This is a genomic window from Streptomyces sp. NPDC001914, from assembly GCF_042891215.1.
Classification (GTDB): Bacteria; Actinomycetota; Actinomycetes; order Streptomycetales; family Streptomycetaceae; genus Streptomyces.
On sequence record NZ_JBIASW010000011.1, the window covers coordinates 77,693 to 103,676 of the forward strand.

The 25,984-nt window shown below is 72.4% G+C and carries 22 protein-coding genes; 8 read left to right on the forward strand and 14 right to left on the reverse strand.

Annotated features, from left to right (window positions below):
* Positions 1-2: 2 nt before the first annotated feature.
* The 3 genes from ACFYYF_RS28250 to ACFYYF_RS28260 form a co-directional block, all read right to left on the reverse strand.
* Positions 3-1,052 (reverse strand): Zn-dependent alcohol dehydrogenase, encoded by a 1,050-nt coding sequence (locus tag ACFYYF_RS28250; protein WP_388780401.1) that lies wholly within the window; start codon positions 1,050-1,052, stop codon positions 3-5.
* Between the two features lie 64 nt (positions 1,053-1,116).
* Positions 1,117-2,289, reverse strand: a complete 1,173-nt coding sequence (locus ACFYYF_RS28255; RefSeq protein WP_388780402.1) for an acyl-CoA dehydrogenase family protein — start codon at positions 2,287-2,289, stop codon at positions 1,117-1,119.
* A gap of 45 nt (positions 2,290-2,334) precedes the next feature.
* Positions 2,335-3,246 carry an SDR family oxidoreductase gene (locus tag ACFYYF_RS28260; RefSeq protein WP_365482407.1) on the reverse strand — a complete coding sequence of 304 codons (912 nt, stop codon included), beginning with the start codon at positions 3,244-3,246 and terminating at the stop codon, positions 2,335-2,337.
* Positions 3,247-3,342: 96 nt separating this feature from the next.
* Here ACFYYF_RS28260 and ACFYYF_RS28265 point away from each other — a divergent pair, with 96 nt between their 5' ends.
* Positions 3,343-4,278: a cyclase family protein gene (locus ACFYYF_RS28265; RefSeq protein WP_388780403.1), complete on the forward strand. Its 936-nt coding sequence runs from the start codon at positions 3,343-3,345 to the stop codon at positions 4,276-4,278.
* A gap of 541 nt (positions 4,279-4,819) precedes the next feature.
* Here the strand turns inward: ACFYYF_RS28265 and ACFYYF_RS28270 are convergent.
* From ACFYYF_RS28270 to ACFYYF_RS28285, 4 genes are all read right to left on the reverse strand, one after another.
* Positions 4,820-5,281 (reverse strand): ATP-binding protein, encoded by a 462-nt coding sequence (locus ACFYYF_RS28270; protein ID WP_361678464.1) that lies wholly within the window; start codon positions 5,279-5,281, stop codon positions 4,820-4,822.
* A 479-nt stretch (positions 5,282-5,760) separates the two neighbouring features.
* Entirely contained in the window at positions 5,761-6,792 is a 1,032-nt protein-coding gene (locus ACFYYF_RS28275; RefSeq protein ID WP_388780404.1) for an acyl-CoA dehydrogenase family protein, read from the reverse strand.
* A 9-nt stretch (positions 6,793-6,801) separates the two neighbouring features.
* Positions 6,802-7,956 carry an acyl-CoA dehydrogenase gene (locus tag ACFYYF_RS28280; RefSeq protein ID WP_388780405.1) on the reverse strand — a complete coding sequence of 385 codons (1,155 nt, stop codon included), beginning with the start codon at positions 7,954-7,956 and terminating at the stop codon, positions 6,802-6,804.
* Complete coding sequence (locus ACFYYF_RS28285; RefSeq protein WP_365482397.1) at positions 7,956-9,143, reverse strand: amidohydrolase family protein; 1,188 nt, start codon at positions 9,141-9,143, stop codon at positions 7,956-7,958. Before ACFYYF_RS28285 ends, ACFYYF_RS28280 begins: the two co-directional genes overlap by 1 nt.
* A 166-nt stretch (positions 9,144-9,309) precedes the next feature.
* Here ACFYYF_RS28285 and ACFYYF_RS28290 point away from each other — a divergent pair, with 166 nt between their 5' ends.
* Entirely contained in the window at positions 9,310-10,842 is a 1,533-nt protein-coding gene (locus tag ACFYYF_RS28290; RefSeq protein ID WP_388780406.1) for a class I adenylate-forming enzyme family protein, read from the forward strand.
* Positions 10,843-10,881: 39 nt separating this feature from the next.
* Here ACFYYF_RS28290 and ACFYYF_RS28295 read toward each other — a convergent pair whose 3' ends face one another.
* Together ACFYYF_RS28295 and ACFYYF_RS28300 are read right to left on the reverse strand one after the other, a co-directional pair.
* The gene (locus tag ACFYYF_RS28295) at positions 10,882-11,394 is read right to left on the reverse strand and encodes an EF-hand domain-containing protein (RefSeq protein ID WP_361678479.1); all 513 of its coding nucleotides are present in this window, start codon (positions 11,392-11,394) and stop codon (positions 10,882-10,884) included.
* 233 nt (positions 11,395-11,627) lie between these two features.
* Entirely contained in the window at positions 11,628-11,981 is a 354-nt protein-coding gene (locus ACFYYF_RS28300) for an STAS domain-containing protein (protein WP_388780519.1), read from the reverse strand.
* A 436-nt stretch (positions 11,982-12,417) separates the two neighbouring features.
* Here ACFYYF_RS28300 and ACFYYF_RS28305 point away from each other — a divergent pair, with 436 nt between their 5' ends.
* Both ACFYYF_RS28305 and ACFYYF_RS28310 read left to right on the forward strand, forming a co-directional pair.
* Complete coding sequence (locus ACFYYF_RS28305) at positions 12,418-12,999, forward strand: sigma-70 family RNA polymerase sigma factor (protein ID WP_365482391.1); 582 nt, start codon at positions 12,418-12,420, stop codon at positions 12,997-12,999.
* A gap of 119 nt (positions 13,000-13,118) precedes the next feature.
* Positions 13,119-14,429, forward strand: coding sequence for an MDMPI N domain containing protein (locus ACFYYF_RS28310; protein ID WP_388780520.1), 1,311 nt, complete (start codon positions 13,119-13,121; stop codon positions 14,427-14,429).
* 16 nt (positions 14,430-14,445) lie between these two features.
* Here the strand turns inward: ACFYYF_RS28310 and purU are convergent, their stop codons facing one another.
* Positions 14,446-15,330 (reverse strand): formyltetrahydrofolate deformylase, encoded by an 885-nt coding sequence (purU, locus tag ACFYYF_RS28315; RefSeq protein WP_361678485.1) that lies wholly within the window; start codon positions 15,328-15,330, stop codon positions 14,446-14,448.
* A gap of 168 nt (positions 15,331-15,498) precedes the next feature.
* Positions 15,499-15,999 (reverse strand): hypothetical protein, encoded by a 501-nt coding sequence (locus ACFYYF_RS28320; RefSeq protein ID WP_361678488.1) that lies wholly within the window; start codon positions 15,997-15,999, stop codon positions 15,499-15,501.
* Positions 16,000-16,116: 117 nt separating this feature from the next.
* On the opposite strand from ACFYYF_RS28320, the gene ACFYYF_RS28325 reads away from it, so the two are divergent.
* Positions 16,117-17,415, forward strand: coding sequence for an ABC transporter substrate-binding protein (locus tag ACFYYF_RS28325; protein ID WP_388780407.1), 1,299 nt, complete (start codon positions 16,117-16,119; stop codon positions 17,413-17,415).
* Between the two features lie 130 nt (positions 17,416-17,545).
* Here ACFYYF_RS28325 and ACFYYF_RS28330 read toward each other — a convergent pair whose 3' ends face one another.
* Together ACFYYF_RS28330 and ACFYYF_RS28335 are read right to left on the reverse strand one after the other, a co-directional pair.
* Positions 17,546-19,171 (reverse strand): hypothetical protein, encoded by a 1,626-nt coding sequence (locus tag ACFYYF_RS28330; protein WP_388780408.1) that lies wholly within the window; start codon positions 19,169-19,171, stop codon positions 17,546-17,548.
* 301 nt (positions 19,172-19,472) lie between these two features.
* The gene (locus ACFYYF_RS28335; protein ID WP_365482383.1) at positions 19,473-20,858 is read right to left on the reverse strand and encodes a transcriptional regulator; all 1,386 of its coding nucleotides are present in this window, start codon (positions 20,856-20,858) and stop codon (positions 19,473-19,475) included.
* A gap of 303 nt (positions 20,859-21,161) precedes the next feature.
* Between ACFYYF_RS28335 and ACFYYF_RS28340 the strand changes: the two genes are divergently transcribed.
* From ACFYYF_RS28340 to ACFYYF_RS28350, 3 genes are all read left to right on the forward strand, one after another.
* On the forward strand, positions 21,162-21,815 hold the full coding sequence (locus ACFYYF_RS28340) for a bifunctional DNA primase/polymerase (protein WP_361678500.1): 654 nt from the start codon (positions 21,162-21,164) through the stop codon (positions 21,813-21,815).
* A 79-nt stretch (positions 21,816-21,894) separates the two neighbouring features.
* Positions 21,895-22,692 (forward strand): ABC transporter ATP-binding protein, encoded by a 798-nt coding sequence (locus ACFYYF_RS28345; RefSeq protein WP_388780409.1) that lies wholly within the window; start codon positions 21,895-21,897, stop codon positions 22,690-22,692.
* Positions 22,689-24,302 carry a transporter gene (locus tag ACFYYF_RS28350; RefSeq protein WP_388780410.1) on the forward strand — a complete coding sequence of 538 codons (1,614 nt, stop codon included), beginning with the start codon at positions 22,689-22,691 and terminating at the stop codon, positions 24,300-24,302. Before ACFYYF_RS28345 ends, ACFYYF_RS28350 begins: the two co-directional genes overlap by 4 nt.
* A 198-nt stretch (positions 24,303-24,500) precedes the next feature.
* On the opposite strand, the gene ACFYYF_RS28355 is transcribed toward ACFYYF_RS28350, so the two are convergent.
* Positions 24,501-25,367: an alpha/beta fold hydrolase gene (locus ACFYYF_RS28355; protein WP_388780411.1), complete on the reverse strand. Its 867-nt coding sequence runs from the start codon at positions 25,365-25,367 to the stop codon at positions 24,501-24,503.
* Positions 25,368-25,984: the final 617 nt, after the last annotated feature.

Below are 25,984 nucleotides of genomic sequence, written 5' to 3' on the forward strand. Positions count from 1 at the left end.
GGTCAGAACGTGAGCACCGCCCTCGCCACCTTCCCCGCGTGCGCGTCCTCGGCCGCCCTCTCGAAGTCCTCGACCGGGTACGTGGCCGTCACCAGCTCGTCGAGGAGCAGCCGGCCCTCGCGGTAGAGCTCGGCGTACAGGGCGATGTCCCGCTGGGGGCGGGACGAGCCGTAGCGGCAGCCGAGGATGGACTTGTCGAGGTACATCGAGGAGACGAGGAAGGACGCCTCGGCCGTCGCCGGGGGGACGCCGAGGAGGACGGCCTGGCCGTGCCGGTCGAGCGCGTCGACGGCCTGGCGGATGAGTTCGACGCGGCCGACGCATTCGAAGGCGTGCTGGGCTCCGGTGGGCAGGATGTCCTTCACCCCCTCCACGGACGTCAGGAAGTGCGTCGCGCCGAACCGCCGGGCCACCGACTCCTTGGCCGGATTGGAGTCGACGGCGACGATCCGCAGCGCGCCCGCGAGCCGGGCGCCCTGGATGACGTTGAGACCGATGCCGCCCGTGCCGATGACCAGGACGGTGTCGCCGCGGTCGACCCGGGCCCGGTTCAGGACCGCTCCGACGCCCGTCAGGACCCCGCAGCCGATCAGCGCGGCCGAGGCCGGCGGGATGTCCTTCGGGATACGGACCGCCTGCACCGCCTTCACGACCGTGCGCTCGGCGAAGGCCGAGTTGGCGGCGAACTGGTACAGCGGTTCGCCCGAGCGCGAGAACGGCCGCTGGGGCATGCCGATCGCCTTGCGGCACATCGTGGGCCGCCCCCGGTCGCACTCGGCGCAGGTCCCGCAGTTGGCGAGCGTGGACAGCGCCACGTGATCGCCGGGCTCGACATGGGTGACGCCCGCGCCCACGGACTCCACCACGCCCGCGCCCTCATGACCGAGCACCACGGGAACGGGGAAGGGGATGGTGCCGTCCACCACGGAGAGATCGCTGTGGCAGAGCCCCGCCGCCGAGACTGCCACCCGGACCTCTCCGGGCCCCGGATCCCGTACCTCCAGGTCGTCCACGACCCGGGTCCTCTTTCCGTCGAAGATCACGCCTCGCATCGCGCCGGCTCCCCTCTCCCCGGGCCGCCCCGGGCTGTTCCTGGGCTGTTGGTTCCGGGGCCGGTCAGGGCCGGCCCCGGGGCTCCTTCGGCAGGCCGAGCGCGCGCTCGGCGATGATCGTGCGCTGGATCTCGTCCGAGCCGCCGTAGATCGTGTCGGCCCGGCTGAAGAGGAACAGGTGCTGGGAGTCGTCCAGTTCGTAGGGCAGCGCGGCCGACCAGTCCGCCGGACCCACCGCCGCCGCGGCCCCCCGCACCAGGACCGCCGCCTCACCGAGCCGCCGGTGCCAGCCGCCCCACAGCAGCTTCGCCACACTCGGCGCCGCCTCGCTCCCGGGACTCCCCGAACCGCCCAGCGTGCGCAGGGCGTTCCACCGCATCGTCCGCAACTCGGCCCAGAGCCGCACGAGTCGCTCGCGCACGAGGGGATCCCGGTCCGCTCCCGTCGCCGCGGCCGTCCGCAGCACGCGCCCCAACTCCTCGGCGAAGCCGATCTGCTGGGCGAGCGTGGAGACCCCGCGCTCGAAGCCGAGCAGGCTCATGGCGACCTTCCAGCCCTCGCCCTCACCGCCGACCACGTGCCCGGCCCGCGCCAGGGCTCCGTCGAAGTACACCTCGTTGAAGTCGCTCGTGCCCGTGAGCTGACGGATGGGACGGACCTCGACCCGGCCGGGCTGGTCCATGGCGACCAGGAGGAAGGACAGTCCGTGGTGGCGGGTGGAGCCCGGCTCGGTGCGGGCGAGCACGAAGCACCAGTCGGCCTCGTGGGCGAGCGAGGTCCAGATCTTCTGCCCCGTGACCCGGTACGCCCCCGGAGAACCGGCGCCCGTCTCCCGTACTGCGCTCGTGCGGACGCCGGCCAGGTCCGAGCCGGCTCCGGGCTCGCTGTACCCCTGGCACCACAGCTCCCTGCCCTCGGCGACCGGCGGCAGGAAGCGGCGCTTCTGCTCCGGTGTGCCGTGGGCGATGAGCGTCGGCGCCAGCAGGTTCTCGCCGATGTGCCCGGAACGGGCGGGCGCCCCGGAGCGGGCGTACTCCTCGGCCCACACGACCTGCCGGGTCAGGCCGGCGCGCCGGTTGCCGTACCCGTCCTCCGCCCAGCCGAGCCCGATCCAGCCCGCCTTCCCCAGTTCCCGCTCCCAGTCACGGCGTCCCGGGGTGCCGGTCAGGTGCTCCTCCAGCCAGGCCCGCGCCTCGCGCCGGAAGCTCTCGTCCTCGGGACCGAATGCGAAATCCACGCGCTCTCCTCCCCACCGGACCCGGGACACCCGGACCGGGAACGGTCACGCGTTGGGGCGCGCCTTGTCCGCGGCCGCCCGCGCCATCGCCTCCAGCTGTTCCAGCAGCGGCATCGGATCGACCCCGACGGTCCCGGGCAGGAAGTCGGCGATCTTCTCCGGGGTCCAGGCGCCCTCGGCGTACCCGGCGCGCAGTTCGCGCGGCTGGGCCCATACGGCGATCTTGGGTCCGGCGATCGTGTAGACCTGCCCGGTGATGCGTTCCTCGCGGGCCCGGTCCGACAGCAGGTAGACGACGAGCGCGGCCACGTCCTCCGGTTCGCCGATCTCCTTCAGCTCCATGGGCACGTTCGCCGACATGCGCGTACGGGCGACGGGCGCGACGGCGTTCGCGGTGACTCCGTACTTGTGCAGACCGAGGGCCGCGCTGCGCACGAGCGAGATGATCCCGCCCTTCGCCGCGCTGTAGTTGGCCTGCGCCACCGACCCCTGGTGGTTGCCGCTGGTGAAGCCGATCAGGGTGCCCGAGCCCTGTTTGCGCATCACCGCCGAGGCGGCCCGGAAGAGGGTGAACGTGCCCTTGAGATGGGTGGCGACGACGGGGTCCCACTCCTGTTCGGACATGTTGAAGAGCATCCGCTCGCGCAGGATGCCGGCCACGCACACCACTCCGTCGATCCGCCCGTACGAGGCGAGCGCGGTGTCGACGACGCGCTGCCCGCCCGCCATCGTCGAGATGTCGTCGGCGACCGCGACCGCCTCCCCGCCGGCGGCCTCGATCTCCTTCACGACGGCCTCGGCCACCGAACTCGTGGGCTCCTCGCCCTCGACGGACACGCCGTGGTCGTTGACGACGACGCGGGCGCCCTCCGCGGCCGCGGCGAGCGCGACCGCCCGGCCTATCCCCCGGCCCGCGCCCGTGACGGCGACGGCCTTGCCCGCAAGGAAGTTCCCCATGCCCGGCCCCTTCCCGCAGTTTCTGACGGTCCGTTAGATTCAACTCGGATTCTACGACCCGTCAGATACCTGGAGACAAGCCCCCGGGGAGGACTCATGTCGCAGCCGGCGCTCCGTCCGGAGTTCCACGAGATCGCCAAGCGCGTCAACAACTGGGGGCGCTGGGGGGCCGACGACGAGATCGGAACGCTGAACCTCATCACGGACGAGGTGGTGCGGGAGGCCGCCGGGACGGTGCGGACGGGGCTCCGGGTGCCGCTCGCGCTGCCGCTCCAACAGGACGGTGTACAGACCGGGATGATCCCGGGGCGGGTCAATCCCCTGCACACGATGGTGCAGATCAACCAGGAGATCTTCGGCCCCGGCACGGTGGCGTGCAGCGACGACGCCGTGACCATGGGCCTCCAGGCGGCCACCCACTGGGACGCGCTGCCGCACGTCTCGCACTCCGGCAGGCTCTACAACGGGCGCCCCGCCTCCACCGTGACCCCGCACGGCGGCGCCGAGTTCAGCGGGATCGACAAGCCGCGGCACATCGTCTCGCGGGGCGTCCTGCTCGACGTGGCGCGGGCACGCGGTGAACACCGGCTGGCCGGCGGGCACGCGGTCACGCCCGAGGACCTGGAGGCGGCGGAGGAACTGGCGGGCACGCGGGTGCGGGCGGGCGACATCGTGCTCGTACGGACCGGGCAGATCCAGGTGTACCTGGCGGGCGACAAGCACGGGTACGGGTATCCGTCGCCGGGGCTGTCGGTGCGCACCCCCGAGTGGTTCCACGCGCGCGATGTCGCGGCGGTCGCCAACGACACCCTGACCTTCGAGATCTTCCCGCCCGAGATCGAGGACCTGTGGCTGCCCGTGCACGCGCTCGACCTGGTCGAGATGGGGATGCTGCAGGGTCAGAACTGGAACCTCGAAGAGTTGTCCACAGCCTGTGGACAAGAAGGCCGGTACACCTTCCTGCTGTCGGCGATGCCGGAACCCTTCGTCGGCGGCACCGGCACCCCGGTGGCACCCGTGGCGATCCTCTGACACCCGGTCCGAGACCTGTCCGCACGAGGGCCGCGGTCCGAGACCTGTCCGCACGGGAGCCGCGGTCCGAGACCTGTCCGTACGAGGGCCGGCTGGCGGCGCGCTTCCCCCACTCTCGACTGCGCCCGGCCGAAGGTCCCCACCTCACCCCGGGCACGGCACCGCGCGCCGCCATCCGCCTCCGGCGTACCCGCCCTGCCTCCCCTGGCCGTGGGGGAGCCGACGCCGAATCACGACCCACCCTCGCCGAGGGCCCCCGTCACCGGAACCCTCGTCGTCCCCTCGCGGCGAATCGCTGAACACAAGCGTGATCAAACGGACACGCCACGTCAACAGCCGATCGGGGATTTGCGGCGTTCCACCCTATTTGAGACAGCGCGTACGGAAGCACGACCCGGCGCATTCGGCCACTACCGCGGCCGTGTACAGCGGTTTCGTGCATACATGCACGCAACGCGAGGCCCGCGAGGACGGGATCGCCTCGGCGAACCGGGACGCCCCCGCACGGCGACGACGAGGAACGGGGCCCGACGTACCGGCCCTAGACCGCCTCGTACGCGAAGCCGCCGTAGGCGCCGTACGGGGAGTCCTGCGCGGCGTCCGAGGCGCAGCGGTCCAGCTCGCACCAGATGCGTTTGCCGGCCCCCTCGGGGCTCCAGCCCCAGCGGTCCGCGAGGCCGTCGACCAGTTCCAGGCCACGGCCGTTGGTCTCGTCGCCGTCCGCGTGCCGGGGCATCGGCGGCCGGGCACTGCTGTCGGCCACCTCGAGACGGACGGTGGCGGCCCCGGCGCCGCCGGGCAGGCACAGGCGCAGCACGGCCGGACACCCGGTGTGCACCACGGCGTTGGTGACGAGTTCGGAGACGAGCAGGATCAGCGTCTCGGCGAGTGGTTCATCGGCGTCTATCCCGGACCCCGCGAGCCTCGAACGGGCCCACCGCCGGGCTCGCCCCACCTCTGCGGGGTCGGGCCGGATCTCCAGCTGCACTTGAAGCACCTGCACCGCTCACACCATCCGAACCGGCGGACACATCGCCTCGCGCCTCACAAGGGCCACGATCGTAGCCATTTTCTGCATGGCCAGAACAAGGATCACGGAACGTGATTCCCTTGCGAGACAGCATGGTTGACGTACAGTCACCCCAACAAGCGCTTCGGGCATATTCCAGCGCGAAGGAGTACGCGTGCGGCATACTGTGCGACGCTCGCCATGGGAAGTCGAACAGGCAGGTACGGGGCTCCGTCCTGCCTCGCGAGCGGCGCGCATCGCCGGGTCCGGCGCGGCCTCGGGGGCAACACCGGGATGGCTCAGCCTCAGAACCACTCGCATCCCACACAAGGTACCGGAGCCCGGCGCCGACTCCAGGCCGTGACAAGTCACGCCTAGGACACAACCAGGTCTCAACGCTCCGTGATCCCGTTTTGCCACGATCCGCGACATCCACCCCCGTTCCTCCCGCGACGCCCCAGGACAGCGGCCCTCTACGCCTCGGCGGTCACCAGATCCTCCGCCAGCGATTCCTCGCTCTCCGTAGCGCCCCCGGCACGACGGGTCCGCGTCCAGGCCCGCTTCAGGTGCAGATGGACGTCGGACTCCCAGGTGAAGCCCATGCCGCCGTGCACCTGGAGACAGTCGCGGGCGCCGCGCACGGCGGCCTCGTCGGCGAGCAGACGGGCCGCGGCGACGTCCACGGGGTCGGCGGTGACCGAGGCGGCGTAGACGGCCGCGCGGGCCACCTCGACCCGCGCGAGCATGCCCGCGCACAGGTGCTGCACAGCCTGGAAGGCTCCGATCGGCTGCCCGAACTGCTCGCGCGTCCGGGCGTGTTGCACGGCGCTCTCGCAGGTCCGGGCGGCGCTGCCGAGCTGTTCGGCCGCGGTCAGGAGCGACACGAGCAGGTGGTCCGGCGTCCCGGCCCTCCCGCGTGCGCCGCCCCCGGCCGGCCGGCCGTCGGCCCGGGGCAGCCGGTGCAGGGGTGTCAGCGGGTCCACCGGGACCAGCGGTTCCGCCCCGGTGGCGTCGCCCCGGACGACGTCGGCCTCGTCCAGCCATTCCACGAGCCCGCCGTCGGCGGACGTCACGACCACGTCCCCGGCGGCAGCCCCGGGCACGGCGGCCGCGGCGAGATGGGTGGCGATCAGCGGTCCCGGCAGCAGGACCCGCCCCGCCTCCTCGAACGCCAGCACGGCCTCCGGAAGGCCCAGCCCGACGCCGCCCTCGGCCTCGGGCAGGCGCAGCGCGAAGAAACCCGCCGCGCCCAGCTCGCGCCACAGCTCCCGGTCGAGCACCCGCACGCCCTCCGCAGGCCTCTCGCCCGCCCCTTCCGTCCCGCCCGTCGCGCCCTTCCCGTCCGGGCCGCTCTTCCCGTCCGGGCCGCTCTTCCCGTCCGGGCCGCTGTTCCCGTCGGCCCGGTCCACGGCCGCGCGCAACGCCTCTCGTCCGAAGCGGCCCCGGAGCAGTTCGCGAATGCCCTGCCGCAGAGCCCGTTGATCATCAGTGAGCCGGAAGTCCACCGGTCGGATTCACCTCCCCCTGGGAAGGCCGAGGATCCGCTCGGCCACGATGTTCCGCTGGATCTGCGAGGTGCCGGCCGCGATCGTGTACGACAGCGAGGAGAGCCGGTCCAGGGTCCACTCCCGTCCCAGGTCCAGCGCCTCGGGGCCGAGAACCTCCGCGGCGGCGTCGAACAGCTCCTGGCGGGCGTGCGAATAGCTCAGCTTGAAGACCGAACCGCCGACGCCCGGCACGCCCCCGGTGCCCTGCGCCTCGCTGACGTTCCACTGGGTGAGCCGCCACAGCGCGCGGAACTCGGCGTTCAGCCTGCCGAGACGGCGGCGCAGGACGGCGTCGTCCCAGCGGCCGTTCTTGCGTGCCTCCCGCGCGACCTCGGTGAGGACGCGGCGGCAGGCGACCACCTCGCCGACGAAGGCGGTGCCGCGCTCGAAGGAGAGCGTCACCATGGTCACGCGCCAGCCGTCGTTCTCGGCGCCGACCCGGTTGGCGACCGGGACGCGCACCTCGTCGAGGAAGACCTCGGCGAACTCGGTGGAGCCCGCGAGCGTGCGCAGCGGGCGGACGGTGATGCCGGGCGCGTCCATCGGCATCGCGAGCCAGGTGATGCCCCGGTGCTTGCGCGCGGCGGGGTCCGTCCGCACCAGCAGCTCGCACCAGTCGGCCACTTCGGCGTGGGAGGTCCAGATCTTGGAGCCGCTGACCACGTAGTCGTCTCCGTCGCGCCGCGCGCGCGTGCGCAGTGCCGCGAGGTCCGAGCCGGCGTCCGGTTCGCTGAAGCCCTGGCACCAGACCTCCTCGCCGCGCAGCACGGGCGGCAGCCAGCGCGCCCGCTGCTCGGCGCTCCCCTCGGAGGCGATGGTCGGCCCGGCGTGCAGCAGCCCGACGAAGTTGGCCCCCACGTAGGGGGCGCCGGCCTTCTCGGTCTCCTCCAGGTAGATGAGGTGCTGCGTCGGCGTGGCACCCCGGCCGCCCGCGTCGAGGGGCCAGTGCAGGCCCGCGTACCCGGCGTCGTACAGCATCCGCTGCCAGCCGAGGTCGTAGGCCCGTCGGGCGGGCCAGTCGCGCGGGGACGGTTTCGGCGGCAGCGCCGGAAGGACCGAGGCGAGCCAGGTCCGCAGCCGCGCGCGGAACTCCTCCTCCTCGGGGGTGTACGTCAGGTCCACTACAGGTCCAGGTCCAGCATGCGGATGGCGTTGCCGCGCATCAGCTTGTGGACGGTCTCGTCGTCGAGGCCCTTCACATGGTCGAGGGCGACCTCCTTGGTGTGCGGGAAGGTCGAGTCGACGTGCGGGTAGTCGGTCTCGAAGGTGGCGTTGTCCCGGCCCACCACGTCCAGGGACGCGACTCCGTGCTTGTCGCGGAAGAAGCAGCAGAAGATCTGCCGGTAGTAGTACGTCGACGGGGGCTCCGGGATCAGGTCCCTGACGCCGCCCCAGGCGCGGTGCTCCGACCAGACGTCGTCCGCGCGTTCCAGGGCGTACGGGATCCAGCCCATCTGGCCCTCGGAGTAGGCCAGCTTGAGGCGCGGGAACTTCACCAGGACGCCGCTGAACAGGAAGTCCATCATCGAGGCCATCGCGTTGTTGAAGGACAGCGAGGCCTGGACGGCGGGGGGCGCGTCGGGGGAGGCGGCCGGCATCTGGGAGGACGAGCCGATGTGCATGTTCACGACCGTCCCGGTCTCCTGGCAGACGGCGAAGAACGGGTCCCAGTACCCGGAGTGGATGGAGGGCAGTCCGAGGTAGGTGGGGATCTCGGAGAAGGTGACGGCCTTGACGCCCCGGGCGGCGTTGCGGCGGATCTCGGCGACCGCGAGATCGATGTCCCACAGCGGGATCAGGCACAGCGGGATCAGCCGGCCGCCGCTGTCGCCGCACCATTCCTCGACCATCCAGTCGTTGTAGGCCCGCACACAGGCCAGGGCCACTTCCTTGTCGTGCGCCTCGGCGAAGGTCTGGCCGCAGAAGCGCGGGAAGGTGGGGAAGCAGAGGCTGGCCTCGACGTGGTTGAGGTCCATGTCCTTGAGCCGCTCGGCGGGGTCCCAGCAGCCGCGCCGCATCTCCGCGCGGGTGATGCCCTCCAGCGTCATCTCGTCGCGGTCGAAGCCGACGGCGGCGATGTTGCGTTTGTACGGGAACTTGAGGTCCTCGTAGATCCACCAGTCGGTCGGCGGGCCGTCCGGGTCCATGGTGATCTGGTACTTGCCCCCGACGTAGGCGAGTTCCCCGATGCCGGCGGTGAGCGGCCTCGGTCCCCGGTCGTGGTACTTCCGCGGGAGCCAGGTCTCGAAGAGGTGTGCGGGCTCGATCACATGGTCGTCGACGCTGATGATGCGGGGCAGTTCGGTCATGGTCCCCTCCGCCTGGCGTACGTTTCTGATGACCCGTCAGATTCATCCGTACGAGCAGGCTAGCCCCGCGCCTATGGACCGACAAGGCGCCGGGCCCTACGCTCTGCGCACGATCTGACTGCCCGTCAGCTCTGTCCGCCGACGCGAACGACCACAGGGGGCCGAAGTGAACGACACCGCACACGCCCTGAGTTCCGCGCGCACGCTGTGGGAACTGGTCGACCGCCGGGCCGGCCTCACCCCCGACCGGCCGGTCCTGCTCCAGGGCGACCGCTCCCTGAGCTTCGGCGAGCTGCGCGACCGCGCCGAACGGGTGGCGGCCGGCCTCCACGACAGGGGCGTACGGCCGGGCACGGTGGTCGCCTGGCAGCTGCCCACCCGGATCGAGACCGCCCTGCTGTCCTTCGCGCTGGCCCGCCTCGGCGCCGTCCAGTCGCCGGTCATCCCCTTCTACCGCGACCGCGAGGTCGGCTTCGCGCTGCGGGAGTCGAAGGCCGAGTACGTCGCCGTCCCGGGCGAGTGGCGCGGCTTCGACCACACCGCGATGGCCCACCGGCTCGACGCGAAGAACGTCTTCGAGGCGTACGACGCGCTGCCCGACGGCGATCCCGCCGTCCTGCCGCCCCCGCCCGCCGACGGAACCTCCGTCCGCTGGATCTACTGGACCTCGGGCACCACCTCCGACCCCAAGGGCGTGCTGCACACCGACCGTTCACTGATCGCGGGCGGCTCCTGCCTCGCGCACGCGCTGCGGCTGTCCGGGAGCGACGTCGGCTCGATGGCCTTCCCGTACGCACACATCGCCGGGCCCGACTACACGGTGATGCTGCTGCTGTACGGCTTCCCGGCCGTGATGTTCGAGCACTTCGCGCTGCCCGCCGCCCTGGAGGAGTACCGCAGGCACGGTGTGACGGTGGCGGGCGGGTCGACCGCGTTCTACTCGATGTTCCTCGCCGAGCAGCGCAAACGGCCCGGGGAGCCGGTCATCCCCACCCTGCGGCTGCTCGCCGGCGGCGGGGCCCCGAAGCCGCCGGAGATCTACCACTCGGTCGTCCGGGAGATGGGCGTGCAGCTCACCCACGGATACGGGATGACCGAGGTCCCGATGATCACGATGGGGGCGCCGGACGACACGGCCGAGAACCTGGCCACCACGGAGGGCAGGCCCCCGGAGGGCATGGAGATACGGATCGTGGACGCGGCGGGCGCCGCCCGGCCGTGCGGGACCGACGGCGACGTGCGGCTGCGGGGTGAGGCCGTGTGCCAGGGATATCTGGACCCGGCGCAGACCGCGGAGGCGTTCGACGGGGACGGGTTCCTGATCACCGGGGACGTGGGGCACCTGACCGGGAGCGGTCACCTCGTCCTGACCGGCCGGGTGAAGGACATCATCATCCGCAAGGGCGAGAACATCTCCGCGAAGGAGATCGAGGATCTGCTGCACCGCCACCCGGCGGTCGGCGACGCCGCCGTGATCGGGCTGCCCGACGCCGAGCGCGGCGAGCGCGTCTGCGCGGTGGTGGAGCAGCCGCCGGGCGCGCCGGAGCTGACGCTGGCCGCCGTGACGTCGTACCTGCGCGGGGAAGGGCTGTCCGTGCACAAGCTGCCGGAGCAGCTGGAGGTCGTGGACGCCCTTCCGCGCAACGAGGCGCTGCGCAAGGTGCTCAAGTACCGGCTCAGGGAGCGCTTTTCGGGGTGAGATCCCCACGGCCCGCTCCGGCCACCGCGGCCGGCCCGCCTACTCCGGCACGGTGAAGTAGCGGGCGAACCCGCTGACGATCTCCGCCTCGCCGATCCGTCCGTCCGTGTCCGCGTCCAGGGCGGCGGCCACGGTCGCGGCGACGCCCTCGCCCACTCCGAGCGCCCCGAGGACACGCGTGACCTCCGTGACGGTGGCCGCGCCGTCCCCGTCGGTGTCCGCCACGGCGAGGGCCGCGTGCAGGAAGGGGCGGGCGATCTCGGCGAACCGCTCCGGGTTGTCGCGCAGCCGCTTCACGGCGCCGCTCACGAACTCCTCGCGCGTGATCCGCTGGTCTCCGTCACGGTCCGCTATCCCGGCCATGCCCTGCCAGAACGCCTCGGCCCCGATGTAGAGGGCCTGGCCCTTGTCCGACCGGGCCGGGGTGCCGAACTCGGCGAGCACGGACTTGGTCGCGGCGCTGAAGTCCTCCCGGTCGATGTAGCCGTTGCCGTCCTGGTCGAAGCCGGCGAACCGGGCGGCGATCCTGCGCTCGTACTCGGAACTGACCATGGTGTTCTCGGACCGCCTCACTACTCAGCCGGCCGCGGCCGGACTGCGGTTCATCTGGGACGGAGCGTACGACGACCGAACCGTCCGGGGTGCCGGAAAGCGTCGGTTGTGCCAAGACCGCAAGAATTGCGAGACAAGGAAAAGCGGCCGGAAAGCGGCGGGCGGAGGGCGGAAGGGGGGCGGGAAACGGCCGTCCCCGGGCGCGGTGGGCCAGGGACCGGCACCGGGCGCCGTCAGGCCGACAGCGGGCGGGACTCCTCGTCCGTGGCCGCGTCGACGTCGGGGTACACGTCGAAGAGCCGGCGCACGCCGAGGGCCCCGAGGACGCGGTTCACATGGGAGCCGTCGACCGCGCCCCGCGCGGGCAGTATCAGCCGCAGACGTCCGCGGCACGAGCGCATGAGACGGCGGGCGGCGATCAGCACGCCGACACCGCTGGAGTCGCAGAACTCGACCTCGGACAGGTCGAGGACGATGCTGTGCCGGCCCGCGGCCACCACGTCGTGGACGCTCTGGCGCAGCCCCGGCGACGTCACGAGATCGAGTTCGCCCGACACCCGGAGCACGGTCCACTCGCCGTCGGTCATGTCGGACACGTGCGTCACCTTCAGCGTCACCGCCACGCCTTTCGCTCGCCTCGCCCAGCAGAAACGGAAGCACTCCGTACGCTTCCTTCCAGCGCGGCTGCCCAGCCGTCCTTCCATGAAACACGGATCGCCCCGGGAAGAAACGCCTGTCTACGGTCGAAAATGCTTGCCGAGGGTTCTCTTTCGGTCGCATACGACCAGTTGCTGTCAGGTACGGGTGTGGAAGCGGCGTGCTTCTACCATCCACGGGCCGCCCAGGGGCGCACATTGACGCAAAGGGGCGTGCGTCGTCGGACGTGCCGACTACATTCAGGACAGCGGGTGCGCTCAGGCTGGACGGCACGACCGCATGGCTGGACAACGACAGGGGACACGGCCGGTACACAGGCCGGACGCAGGGACGGGCGCCGGGCACGACCAGGGGTGAGGGGGCCGTATGGCGACGCAGGACGCACCACCCCGCTGGGACCGCAAGATGCAGCAGCGGCTCTCACGCGGGGAGGCCGCCGCGCTCGGAGAGCTCTACGACCGGTTCGCCTCGCTCGTGCACGGTCTCGCCCATCGCGTCCTCGGGGACGAGCGGGCCGCCGACGGCATCACCCGCGAGGTCTTCACCCACGTCTGGGAGAACCCCGACGCCTACGACCCGAAGCAGGGTCCGCTGCGCTCCTGGGTGGCCACCCTGACCCACCGCCTGGCCGTGCAGCGCCTGCGCGCCACCGAGACCGCCGCGCTCGCCCGCGGCGGCGACGGCACCGCCGAGGAGCTGGAGCGAAAGGTGCGCAGCGCCTCCGTCGCCGCCCGCGCGGACTACATCGTCACGTCCATGCCCGCCCCGCTGCGGACCGCTCTGGAGCTGGCCTACTTCCAGCGCCGCGACTACCGCCAGGCGGCCGCCGACCTCGGCGTCACCGAGGACGAGGCCCGGCGCCGGCTCCGTCTCGGCCTGCAGCTGCTCTCCACCGCCCACGACGCGGGACCCGCCGGCGGAGCGCCTGAACCGGGGGGTGCGCCGTGAGCGGGGAACCTGACCGGTTCGCGTCGTCCGGCGGCGAGGAGGGGCGCCCGGACGGGTACGAGGACGGGCGGAAGGACGGGCACGGGAACACGGACGAGAACGAGGACGGGCACAGCGGCATGCACGAGGACGGGCACGAGGACGCCGGCGGCACCGGGCCGCTGCCGGGCGGGCCGCCGCGCATCCCGCCGCCCCGCGCCTCCGTGGAGGACACCGGGCTGCCGCTGCCGGTGCCAGGACCGGCCGTCGCACCCGAGCCGGCGCCGCCGGTCCTCGAACACCGGGTCCTGAAGTCGCTGCTCGGGGCCTGGGCGCTGGCCGCGTGCTCCGCGGACGAGACGAACGCCGTCGAGGACCACCTCGGACACTGCGGCCCGTGCGCGGAGGAGGCGCTGCGGCTGCGCGGGGCGGTCGGGCTGCTGCACCCGGCGGAGAGTCTCGACCTGGACCCGACGCTGCGCACCCGCGTCCTGACGAGCTGCCTGGACCGGCGCCCGCCGCGCATCCCGGTACCCGAGTGGGCGGCTCCGTACGACGCGGAGACCGCCCGGCTCGACGCCCTGCTCCAGGACATCGGCGGCTCCGAATGGCACGCGCCCGTGCGGCTGCGGTGGTTCGAGGGCGACGGGCCCGTGAGCCGCCGTACGACCGTCGCCGGGGTCATCGCCCATCTGCTGAGCGTCGACGGACTGGTCGCCGTCGCGCTGGGGCTGGACGACCCGGTCGGCGTGGCGGGCGCGGCCCGTGCGGAGGGCGTGGAGCGGCCGACACCTCAGGAGCGCACCGAGGCGTACTGGCGTTCCTCGCGCGTCCCGCCCACCCGGTCCGTGCGCGGCCCCTGGCGGGAACAGAGCCACAGCATCGTCCGGAGCGTGTCGTTCGTGGAGGAGGGCGCCCCGGCCGCCGGCGGGGTCGCGGGCGGTGAGGCGTCCGGGCGGCTCACCGTGGCGTACGGCGGATTCGAGCTGCCGCTCAGCGACTCGATGCTGGACCGGGCCTTCGAGTGCTGGGTGCACGCGGGGGACATCGCCGACGCGGTGGACTACCCGTACGAGCCGCCCGCTCCCCGGCATCTGCACCGGATGATCGACCTGGCCGCGCGGATGCTGCCCGTCTCGCTCGCCGAGCGGCGCCGGGCCGGGCTGTCCTCCCGGTCGGTCCGGCATCTCGTCACGGCCGGGGCTCCGGGACGCAGCCTGCGCCTGGAGATCGAGGGCTCCGGGGGCGGCGAATGGCTCATCCCGCTGGACTCGCCCGGCGCCGTCGGCTCCGCCGACCACGAGGTGGCCCATGTCGCCCTGGACGGCGTCGAGTTCTGCCGCCTGGCCGCCGGCCACGTCTCCCCCGAGGAGGCGGCCGCCGGACAGGACGGCGACCGCGACGTCATCAGGGACGTCCTGTCCGCGGCGGCTTCACTGAGCCGGATGTAACCCGGCGGTCAGGTGGTCAGGCGAAGACGACCGTGCGGCGGCCGTTGAGCAGGATGCGGCGCTCCGCGTGCCACTTCACCGCGCGGGCGAGCGCCTGGCACTCCACGTCACGGCCGATGGCGACGAGCTGGTCGGGGGTGACGTCGTGGCCGACCCGCTCGACCTCCTGCTCGATGATCGGGCCCTCGTCGAGGTCGGCGGTCACGTAGTGCGCCGTGGCGCCGATGAGCTTGACCCCCCGGGCATGCGCCTGGTGGTACGGCTTGGCGCCCTTGAAGCTCGGCAGGAACGAGTGGTGGATGTTGATGATGCGGCCGCTGAGCTGCTTGCACAGGTCGTCCGAGAGGACCTGCATGTAGCGGGCGAGGACGACCAGCTCGACGCCCTTCTCGCGCACCAGCTCCAGCAGCTGCGCCTCGGCCTCGGCCTTCGTGTCCTTCGTCACCGCGATGTGGTGGAAGGGAATGTCGTACGACCCCACCAGCTCGGCGAAGTCGGTGTGGTTGGAGACCACGGCGGCGATGTCCACGGGCAGTGCGCCGATCCGCGCGCGGAAGAGCAGGTCGTTCAGGCAGTGGCCGAACTTGCTGACCATGAGGACGACCCGCATCCGGTCCTCGGCCCGGTGGATCTGCCACTCCATGTGGAAGGCGTCACCGATCGCCGTGAAGCTCGCGCGCAGTTTCTCCACCGTCACCGGCGATTCGGCCGAGAAGTGGACGCGCATGAAGAACAGACCCGTGTCCTGGTCGCCGAACTGCTGACTGTCCACGATGTTGCAGCCCGTCATGAACAAGTAGCTCGACACGGCATGCACGATGCCCTGCTTGTCGGGGCAGGAGAGAGTCAGGACGTACTGATCGGCGGCGGGCGCGGTCCCGCGGACGGACGGCTCATTCATGCGGGACAGGGTTTCATATCGGGCGCCCGCACAGGAGTGCCGTCCCGCCACGCGGACGCAGCGAAGCCCGGGCGCCGGCCGCCTCGGAACGCCGCACGGACGCCGCGCAGGCCGCCTCGGAACGCCCTACGGACGCCACGCAGGCCGCGCCGGAACGCGGCGCGGGGGCTACGCCGACCGCGTCAGGATGCGCAGGACCTCGAGGGTGCGGGGCGGCGCGTCCGGGTCCTCCCCGTCGCTCGACGCCAGCCGTACGTGCGCGGCGCGCGCGGCCTGGAGGGCGTCCGGCCACCCCTGGTGGTCGAGATAGGCCGAGACCGGCGCGTCGGGTCCGACCTGGTGCATGATCCGCAGGACCCGCAGGACGGCACTGTCGACGAGGGCCGCCTCCTGGGAGTCCCGGAAGATCGTGCCCACGTATTTCTCGGCCGACCAGTTGTCCAGCCAGGTGTCCTCGACCAGGCGGTAGACGGCGTCGGTGACGTCGCCGTATCCGTCGACGCCGGCGAGCCAGACGTCTCTCTGGAACGCGGGGTCGGAAAGCATGTGCAGCGCGGAGCGCACATTGCTGCGCCAGCGCCACCACGGCATGTCGTTCAGTGGCATGCCGCCCATGGTGGATGAGCGACGGCCGCGACGGGAAGAGTTCTCCGAGTCTTGCACGGTCACCGATCGTACGTTCTTCGCGAAAAACAGTTCATCGACCCCTGTAATTCACCTCTGCGTCACCTGGTGTCGACCGCGGGTCACATAAATATTCTCGGTGTGGCGGAATCGTGCATGCCCATGACCGGTAGGCGAAGCACGCGCACCACCTCCCCCACTCCGCCCCGGCCCCGCAAGGCCACGCTGCTGTACGCGAGCGCCCTCGTCGCGTGCGCGTCGGTCGCCGTCGGATGCGGGGTCATCCCTGGTGCCACGGGGGGCTCCGGGGGTGGCCCCGTCAAGGTGATGACCTGGGCCCCCGAGAAGACCAACGCGACGAACAAGCCAGGCATGCCGGCCCTGGCGAAGGCCTACGCGCGCTGGGTCAACGCCCACGGCGGCATCAACGGCCGCCGGCTGGAGGTCCTCACCTGCAACGACCACAACGACCCGGTGGACGCCGCGCACTGCGCCGAGCGGGCCGTCGACGAGGACGTCGTCGCGGTCGTGGGCTCCTACAGCCAGCACAGCCGGGCGTTCCTCGCCCCGCTGGAGAGCGCGGGCATCCCCTACATCGGAGGCTTCGGCGTCACCGACGACGAGTTCACCAGTCCCATCTCCTACCCCGTCAACGGCGGTCAGGGCGTCCTGCTGGCGGGCCTCGGCGAGCAGCTCGGCAAGAACTGCGGCCCCGTCTCGCTCATACGCCCCGACACCATCGCCGGTGACGAGCTGCCGGTGCTGCTCGACGCCGGCCTGAAGGCGCTGGGCCACTCGCAGGCCGCGGACCAGCGGGCGGCCGAGGACGCCACCGAGTACTCCCGGCCGACCCAGCAGGCACTTCAGCACGCGACCTCCGATCCGGCCAGGCAGGGCTGTGTGGTCCCGGCGCTCGGAGACCGTACGAACACCTTCATGGACTCCTTCCGGCGCGACGCCGAGGACCACCCGGCGGTGCACACCGGCACGGTGATCGGCAACGTCGACCAGTCGCTGATCGACGCGACCGGCGGCAAGTCGGGCCCGTACGAGGGCTCGTACGTCACCGGCTGGTACCCGACCGCCGACGACTCGCGCTGGAACCCGATGCGGGCGGTGATCAAGGAGCAGGCCTTCGGCGACAACCGGATCGACCCCGCGGACGCCGGGGTGCAGACCACCTGGATCGCCTACACCGTGCTGAGGAAGGCCATCGAGTCGCTCGGCGCGGGAGAGGTCTCGCCCCTCACCGTCCGGCGCGAACTCGACAACGGCCTCAAGGTGAACACCGGCGGCCTCACCCCGACGCTGAGCTGGCGCTTCGACGCGGAGACGGCGGCCGCCGACTTCCCGCGCCTGGTCAACGCCAACGTCACCTTCCAGGTCGTCAGCGGCGGTCAGCTCACGTCACAGCGCAAGGGGTTCGTGAACATGACGAAGACCCTGGCCCGGACGAGCTGACGCCGCGACGGGTGACGCTCGCCGCGCGAACGTCGCCTGCCACGGCAGTAGGGCCGAGGGCCGGACGGCGCTCACGACGAAGGCCCGGTTCCCGCACCGTTCGGTGCGGGAACCGGGCCTTCGCGCGTGCTCAGAGCTGGGTGCGGGCCCGCTGCGTCAGGCCGTACTTCGCCGCGATGGAGTTCCACAGCGTCGCGGCCTTCCCCTTCTGGGCGGAGGCCGTTCCGCTGGCCCGGTCGCCCGCCTGGGTCTGCCCCGTGGTGCGGGCGCTGCCCTTGCGGCAGCCCTTCTTGTCGTTGGCGACCTGGTCGGCCCAGGCCGCGTAGTGGTTGTCGGCCGAGGCCGAGGCCTTCCAGCCGCTGTTGAGGGCGGCGGTCAGCTCGGCCTGGTTCGGCAGCTTGTCGACCGCGAGGCCCGAGAGCCGGGTGACCAGCTCGCCGCGCTGCTTGGCCGCGTCCCGCAGATCACTGGCCGCCTGGCCGAGGTTGTTGCACGCCTTCACGTTCGCCACGGCCCTGATCACCGAGTCACGGCTGCTGGCGCTGTCCGCGAGGAGCTTGTCCAGTTCGACGGCCTGCGCCTTCGCCGGGTCGGCGGCGGGCGCCGACGAACCCGCCGTGGCGGGCGCCGTCGCGGCCACCGTCTTGCCGGTGTCGTCCTGGGCGCCGTCGTCCCCGCCACCGCCGCTGAGCAGCGCGCCGGCGCCGACACCGAGCACGATGATGCCGATGCCGACCGCGGCGATCAGCGGAACGCGCGAGCCGCTGCGGGCACCACCGCCGTCACCGTCGGCCGGACCGCCACGCCGTCCCGCGGCACGTCCGCCGGGCGCGCCGGGCGCCGGCTGGGCGCCGTACCTGTCGCCCGCGCCGTACGGGGCCTGCGGGCTTCCCGCGTCGATGCGGGGCAGCATCTGCGTCGACCCGGCCACCTCCGGCTCGCTGCGGAAGAGACTGTCGAACTCCGCCGGGGGCTGGCGCTCCTCGGGCGCGCCGGAAGGCACCCCGAAGGACCCCGACTGCTGCGCGGGCACGGGCGGGATGTACTGCGTGGCGTCGGCGTCCGAACCGCCCTGCCCCGGGTAGTGCGGGGCGCCGGCCACGACCTCCGGCGGCAGGGCGCCCGGCCCGACCGGCGGTATGAACTGGGTGGCGCCCTCGTCCGGTGCGGCGGCGACCGGCGGTATGAACTGCGTCGCCCCCTCGTCGGCACCCGGGGCGGCCGGTATGTAGGGGATGTACTGGGTGGCGCCGTCCTCGCCGCCGGACGGGAGCTGCGTCCCGGGGCCGGTGTGCCCGCCGTGCTGGTCCTGGGTCCCGTAGGCGCCGTACCCGTCGTATCCGGCTGCGGCGCCCGGGCCGTGCGCCCCCGGCGCATAGCCGTTCTGGGCGCCGTACGCCGAGGAAGGCGCGCTCTCGGGCGGCAGCGGTGCGGAGCCGGATCCCGGTGCGGCGAAGCCCTGCGCCTGCTGTGCGCCGTGCGGGTCCGCCGCCGGCCAGCCCTGCGCGCCGGAGGGCGCGGAGGCGCCCCACGACGGTTCGGCGTTCGCGGGCGCGCCCCAGCCGTCGGCGGATCCGGGGGCGGAGGCCGCCGACTGGTCGGGGCCCCACTGTCCGCCCCAGGCCGGGCCACTGACCGGGGTCACGCGGTCACCCGTCGTACCCGGCAGCAGGGGCTCGCTACCGTCGGAGGGCAGCACGATGCCTTCGTGCGCGGGCCGCGCCGAGGGCTCCTCGCCCTGTCCGCTCTGCGTCACCGGGACTCCTACGAATGGGGGACCTTCGGAATCATCGGCTCACGCTACCGGGTCCCCGCAACCCGGTGCCACGCAGCACCGGGGGTGACCGCCGCCCCTTGTGACACGGGTAACGAAAGCGCCCCCGAATGCGCTGTATCTCACTCCTCTCCCGCGCAGCGCCCTCGTTTTCCCGGCGTTCACGCCCCTACGGGCCATATGTTCACGGACGCGGGTCCGGAAGGCGGCGAAGCGAAATGATCACACCTCGCTCCGACGGCCCCGCTCGCACGCCCCGTTCCCCCCACCCCCCCATCTACGGTCACGCCGCGGCCTGCAGCTCCATGCGCGCCCCGAACTCCCGGACCACGGCCTCGTCCTGGAAGGGCGCCAGACGCTGCTGCAGGTCCTCCAGGTACTCGGCGCCGCGGTTGGAGCGGAGCGTGCCGAGGAGTTCGACGGCCCGCAGACCGGTGTGGCAGGCCTGCTCCACCTCACGCTTCTGGACCTGTGCCGTGGCCAGCAGGACATAGCCGATGGCCCGGCGACGGGCCCGCGACTCGGGAAGGCCGGCCAGGGACTCCTCGGCGCACCGCGCGGCGGCCTCGGCCTGGCCGAGGTCCCGGTGGCAGTGGGCCAACTCGTCGGCCAGATAGGCCTCGTCGAAGTGCGCGATCCACGCCGGGTCGTCCCCGGAGGCCGCGTCCGCGTTCTCCAGGGCCGTGACGGCCTTCCCGGACGCCACCTGCGCGGCGCGCGCGTCGCCCATCAGCGCGTGCCCGCGCGCCTCGGCCGCGTGGAACATCGACTCCGCCCGCGGAGTCACCCGGCCCCGCGACCCTTCCTGGGCCGCGCGCGCCAACTGCGCGATCTCGCGCGGGTTGCCGAGCTGGGCGGCCAGGTGGCTCATGGACGCGGCGAGGACGTAACCGCCGTAGGCGCGGTCGCCGGCCGCCTGCGCGAGCCGCAGCGCCTGGATGTAGTAGCGCTGGGCGAGCCCGGGCTGGCCGGTGTCGATGGCCATGTAGCCGGCGAGTTCCGTCAACCGGGAGACGGCGGCGAACAGTTCACGTCCGACCGCCTCGCGGTAGGAGCCGGCGAGCAGCCCGGAGACCACGCTGTTCAGGTAGTGCACGACGACCGGGCGCACATGCCCGCTGCCGTACTGGTGGTCCAGGTCGGTCAGGGCCTGGGTCATCGCGCGGACCGCCGCCACGTCCGAGAGCCCGACGCGCGGGCCCGCCGACCGGGCCACCTGCGAGTCCGGCGACGAGATCAGCCAGTCGCGGCTCGGCTCGACGAGCGCGGAGGCGGCGACGGACGAGCCGGACAGGAAGTCCCGCCGCCCCACGTCGCTGCGCCACAGCTCGCAGACCTGCTCGATCGCGCCCAGTATCGTCGGCGAGAACTGGAGACCGACGCCGGACGCCAGGTTCTTGCCGTTGGCCATGCCGATCTCGTCGATCGTGACCGTCCTGCCGAGCTTGCGTCCGAGCGCCTCGGCGATGATCGCCGGTGCCCGCCCCCGGGGCTGCTGGCCGCGCAGCCAGCGCGCGACGGACGTCTTGTCGTAGCGCAGATCGAGTCCGTGCTCCGCTCCGCACATGTTCACGCGGCGGGCCAGCCCGGCGTTCGAGCAGCCCGCTTCCTGGATGAGTGCCTGGAGCCGTTCGTTCGGCTGCCTGGCGATGAGCGGCCTTGCGGCCATGGCGTACCCCCTGTGGCTGCGGTGCCCTGCCCACGCACCGAGTTGACGTGTCCTCACCGGCCGGTGCACCGAAGCCCGGCCAGGAAGATCAATGCCCCGCGGACATGCCGAAGATGCGAGACATGTGAGGATTGCCGGGGTGAGCGCGGTCGCCCGGCCCCACCCCTGATTACCCGCTACCGGCTGCCGCTGCCCCCGCGCGCCCCCACACGTGCATCCATGCGCCCCGGGCGGGGAATCGATGCTCCTCCCCCGCGCGCGTGTCCCCCGTAACCCGGGGTGGACGCGGAAGTTGAGATCCACGTGGAAGAGATCATCACAGGAACCGAGTCCGCACACATTCCCCAGCAGCGCGGCGAATCGCTGCCGGAAACCGCCGTGCGCTATGCCGAGGAACGTCACTGGGACGTGTTCCCCGGCACCTGGCTGGTGACGGCCGGCGGGGTGCAGCTCTGCTCCTGCGGTGAACCCGCCTGTGCCGCGCCCGGCGCGCATCCGGCGCGCGAGGACTGGGCGGCCCAGGCCACCGGCAGTGCGACCGTGGCACGGCGGCTCTGGTCGGCGCGGCCGGAGGCATCCATCCTGCTGCCCACGGGGCGTTCGTTCGACGCGATCGACGTGCCCGAGACGGCCGGGTTCCTGGCGCTCGCCCGTATGCGGCGGATGGAGCTGACCCTCGGTCCGGTGACGTGCACCCCGGACCGCCGCATGCACTTCTTCGTGCTTCCCGGGGCCGCGGAGAAGGTCCCCGACCTGGTGCGGGCGCTGGGCTGGCCGCCCGCCTCGCTCGATCTGACCACCCTCGGCGAGGGCGCCTACGTGGCCGCGCCGCCGACCCGGGTCGGTTCCCGGGGTGCCGTGCAGTGGGCCTGCCGGCCGACGCCCGCGAACCGCTGGCTGCCGGACGCGGAGGAGCTGATCTCGCCGCTGGCCTACGCCTGCGGGCGGGACCGGTAGCGACCCGCCGGGAGCGGTGGATCGGCCGGGGCCCGGCGGGAGCGGGTGGCGGGCGGCCCCGGGCCCTTAGGGTGCCTGTATGAGCGAGGGAGCGAAGGGCGGCGGCGTGCCCGCCGTGCGGGTGCGGGGGCTCTGGAAGCGGTTCGGTGAGCAGGTCGCCGTGGCCGGGATCGATCTGGAGCTTCCCGCCGGGCAGTTCATCGGGCTCGTCGGGCCGAACGGCGCCGGCAAGACCACGACCCTGTCGATGGTGACCGGGCTGCTCAGGCCCGATCAGGGCACGGTCGAGGTCGTCGGTCACGACGTCTGGCACGACCCGGCGGAGGTGAAGGCCCGGATCGGCGTGCTGCCCGAGGGACTCCGGCTCTTCGAACGCCTCTCGGGGCGTGAACTGCTCGGCTACACCGGCCGGCTGAGGGGGCTGCCCGGCCCCGAGGTCGACAAGCGCGCCACCCAGCTCCTCGACGTCCTCGACCTCGCGGGCGCGCAGCACAAGCTCGTCGTCGACTACTCGACCGGCATGCGCAAGAAGATCGGCCTGGCCTGCGCGCTGCTGCACAACCCCGAAGTCCTCTTCCTGGACGAGCCGTTCGAAGGGGTGGACCCGGTCTCCGCGCAGACGATCCGGGGCGTCCTGGAGCGGTACACCGCCTCCGGCGCCACCGTCGTCTTCTCCTCCCACGTGATGGAACTGGTCGAGTCGCTGTGCGACTGGGTCGCCGTCATGGCCGCGGGGCGCATCCGCGCGCACGGTCCGCTCGCGGACGTGCGCGGGGCGGCCCCCTCGCTCCAGCAGGCATTCCTGGAACTGGTCGGCGCGCACGGCCGCGGCACCACGACCGACCTGGACTGGCTGGGCGGCGGGACCCGCCGGTGAGCGCCCCCGCCGGCGTCTCCGCCGCGTCGATCACCCCCGTCGTCGTACGCCTGAAGCTGTCGCTCCTGCGCAACGGCCTGCGGCAGTCCGCCGGCCGGCGGGCCGCGTTCATCGCGTCCACGGTGCTCGTGCTGCTCTTCGCCGCGCTCCAGCTGCTCGGTCTGATCGCGCTGCGCGGCAACGCGCACGCCGGCGCCGTCGGCGTCCTGCTGGTGGCGATCCTGGCGCTGGGCTGGGCGGTGATGCCGCTGTTCTTCCCCAGCGGCGACGAGACACTCGATCCGACGCGGCTGGTGATGCTGCCGCTGCGGCCGCGACCGCTCGTCCGGGCGCTGCTGGCCGCCTCCCTGGTCGGTGTCGGCCCGCTCTTCACGTTCTGCCTGCTGCTCGGTTCGGTGATCTCGGTCGCGCACGGGGCGGCCGCGTACATGGCGGCGGCGGTCGCCCTCGTGCTCGCCCTGCTGGTCTGCGTGGCGCTCGCGCGGGCCGTCGCGGCCGCCAACATCCGGCTGCTGTCCAGCCGCAAGGGCCGCGATCTGGCGGTGCTGAGCGGGCTGGTCGTCGCGGTCGGCGCCCAGCTCGTCAACTTCGGTGCCCAGCGGCTCGGTTCGGCGGGCGGGCTGTCGGCGCTCGATCCGGTGACGGACGTGCTGCGCTGGGTCCCCCCCGCGTCGGCGATCGGCGCCGTGGACTCGGTGAGCGAGGGGTCGTACGGGGCCGGCATCGCCCAGCTCGCGCTGTGCGCGGCCGCCCTGACGGGGCTGCTGGCGCTCTGGTCCCGCCATCTGACCCGGCTGATGACCTCGCCCGACGGGTCCACGCTCCAGGCCGCGGAGCCCGCCGCCAAGGAGCGCGGCCCTTCGGGGCTCGCCCGGCTGCTGCCGGCCGGACGCACCGGCACGGTCATGGAGCGCAGTCTGCGGTACGTGTGGCGCGACCCGAAGACCAAGGCGGCCTGGGTGACCTCGCTGGCCATCGGGCTGATCGTGCCGGTGTTCAACGCGCTCCAGGGCACCGGCTCGGTCTACTTCGCGTGCTTCGCGGCGGGGATGCTCGGGATCCAGATGTACAACCAGTTCGGGCAGGACACGTCCGCGTTCTGGATGGTGGCGCTGACGATCTCCTCGACCCGTGACGCGTACGTCGAACTGCGCGGGCGGGCGCTGGCCCTGCTGCTGATCACCCTGCCGTACGCGACGCTCGTGACCACCGTGACGACCGGGCTGCTCGGCGCCTGGGGCAAGCTGCCCGAAGTGCTCGGCCTGTCCTTCGCGTTGCTCGGCGCGATGCTGGCGACCGGCGCGTGGTCCTCGGCCCGCTTCCCGTACTCCATTCCCCAGGAGGGCTACAAGAACGTGGCCCCCGGTCAGGCCGGTCTCGCCTGGATCGCCATCTTCGGCGGCCTGATCTCGGCCGCCCTGCTCGCCTCCCCCGTCATCGCCCTGACGATCTGGCTGAACGTGAGCGCCCACGGCGACCGCTGGACCTGGCTGCTGCTGCCCCTGGGCGCCCTGTACGGGGCGCTGATCACGCTGCTGGGGCTCAGGCTCGCGGCACCCCGGACGGCGGGGCGGCTGCCGGAGATCCTGACGGCGGTCAGCAAGGGGTGAGCGCGCGGGCCGTCACCGGTGGTCGCCGGGCGTCGGGAAGTCTCGCGGCGTTGCGGTGCGCGTCTCCCTGGAAGGTGGGCTGAGCGGCCGAGACGGCACACCGCGCCGCTGTGCCCATTGGCACAGCACGCAAGCGGAATATGAAGATCCAGTGAAACTTCGTGATCATCTCGTAATGCGTCAGGGGCGGTACCGGCACTAGCCGGTGAGCACTCCGTCCAGAAAGGGCTCGATCGCGGCGCGCCACGCCTCGGGCTGGTCGTAGTGCACGAGGTGGCCGGCGTCCGCGACCTCGGCGTACTGGCCGCGCGGCAGGACCCGGACCATCTCCTGGGACTCGGCCCGGCCGAGCTCGCCGTCGAGGCCGCGCACGACCAGGGTCGGGCACTGGACCTGGGCGAGCTCCTCCCAGTGGGCGTCGTACACCCATGTCTGGCGGGACTTGAGCATCTGGCCGGGTTCGAAGACGGGGCGCCAGCCGTCCGGGGACTCGTGCATCACCTCGGCGTAGAACTCGCCGCGGGAGGGGTTCGGGCGCTCCACCCAGGGATCGTCCTCGCCGAACCACTTCCGTACGTCGGCGAGTGTGGCGAAGGGGGCGGGCCAGGCCTTGAACCAGTCCTCCCATTCGCGCTGGGAGGCGGAGCCGAGCGCCGAGGCCCGCATGTCGCAGATGATCAGGGCGCGGACGAGATCGGGACGCTTGGCGGCGAGCTGCCAGCCGGTCAGTGCGCCCATCGCGTGGCCGACGACGACGGCCGGTCCGAGACCGAGCTGGTCGAGGGCGGCTTCGGCGTCCTCGACGTAGGCCTCACGGGTGTACTCGGCCTCCGGGGCCTTGTCGCTCTGTCCGTGGCCTCGCTGGTCGAGGGCGATGGCGCGGTGCCGCTCGGAAAGCCAGCGGGCGGTGGACGCCCAGTGCGAGGCCCGGCCCATGAGGCCGTGCAGTAACAGCACGCCGGGCACCGCGGACGCCTTCGGCCGGTCGTCCTTGGGAGGGTCGGCGTACTCCCACGCGGCAAGGCGTACACCGCCCGCTCCCGTCACGTCGATGCGCCGCACCATCGGTAATGGCACCCCCCTGGCTCGCTCGGACCCGCTCGCTCCCACTCCTGCCGGCCGGTCCACTCGTACCGCTTTCTGCCGCTGTTCCCGGTGTGCCGGTCGATGCCCTCACGCACTCCGCCACATCGTCACGTTATCGAATGGGGATTCGAAACTGGCCTTTCCGGCCGCAACACCCCTCGTTCGAGTGACCACTCATCAGGATTGACCGCCGTCGCCCGGGGGAGATCTTCTGCGGGAGGCGGACCGCTCGGGGAAAACGGTCCGAAGGGAATGACCCTGGGAGCTCGGGGCTCCGGGTCAGCACAGGGGAGGTGAGGCCCCGGCGCCGGAAGGCGCCGGGGCCCTCTCCGCATCTGCGGCACATCCTCACGCCCCCTCCCCGACCGTGCACCGTCGCTCTCCGACACGGTCAAGAGCCCTCAGGTCATATGCCTCACGCGACAGCCTCGCACGCAAACGGTCTCGGCGCTGCGATTCGGCACACTGAATCTTGGTTTCGACAAGGTCGCGGAGGCATCACAACTGCCTCTGATGTCACAGCAGTTGACACGCCCGGGGCGGTGCGGGCCGGGTGTGCCCCGCGGTGTCCGGCGTGCTCCCGGACGCCGACGTGG

Bases quoted from the DNA above. Each gene is read 5' to 3' on its own strand.
- ACFYYF_RS28250 (WP_388780401.1), bottom strand. From the start codon at position 1,052: ATGCGAGGCGTGATCTTCGACGGAAAGAGGACCCGGGTCGTGGACGAC.
- ACFYYF_RS28260 (WP_365482407.1), bottom strand. From the start codon at position 3,246: ATGGGGAACTTCCTTGCGGGCAAGGCCGTCGCCGTCACGGGCGCGGGC.
- ACFYYF_RS28265 (WP_388780403.1), top strand. From the start codon at position 3,343: ATGTCGCAGCCGGCGCTCCGTCCGGAGTTCCACGAGATCGCCAAGCGC.
- ACFYYF_RS28285 (WP_365482397.1), bottom strand. From the start codon at position 9,143: ATGACCGAACTGCCCCGCATCATCAGCGTCGACGACCATGTGATCGAG.
- ACFYYF_RS28295 (WP_361678479.1), bottom strand. From the start codon at position 11,394: ATGGTCAGTTCCGAGTACGAGCGCAGGATCGCCGCCCGGTTCGCCGGC.
- ACFYYF_RS28300 (WP_388780519.1), bottom strand. From the start codon at position 11,981: ATGACCGACGGCGAGTGGACCGTGCTCCGGGTGTCGGGCGAACTCGAT.
- ACFYYF_RS28305 (WP_365482391.1), top strand. From the start codon at position 12,418: ATGGCGACGCAGGACGCACCACCCCGCTGGGACCGCAAGATGCAGCAG.
- ACFYYF_RS28310 (WP_388780520.1), top strand. From the start codon at position 13,119: ATGCACGAGGACGGGCACGAGGACGCCGGCGGCACCGGGCCGCTGCCG.
- purU (WP_361678485.1), bottom strand. From the start codon at position 15,330: ATGAATGAGCCGTCCGTCCGCGGGACCGCGCCCGCCGCCGATCAGTAC.
- ACFYYF_RS28325 (WP_388780407.1), top strand. From the start codon at position 16,117: ATGACCGGTAGGCGAAGCACGCGCACCACCTCCCCCACTCCGCCCCGG.
- ACFYYF_RS28335 (WP_365482383.1), bottom strand. From the start codon at position 20,858: ATGGCCGCAAGGCCGCTCATCGCCAGGCAGCCGAACGAACGGCTCCAG.
- ACFYYF_RS28345 (WP_388780409.1), top strand. From the start codon at position 21,895: ATGAGCGAGGGAGCGAAGGGCGGCGGCGTGCCCGCCGTGCGGGTGCGG.
- ACFYYF_RS28355 (WP_388780411.1), bottom strand. From the start codon at position 25,367: ATGGTGCGGCGCATCGACGTGACGGGAGCGGGCGGTGTACGCCTTGCC.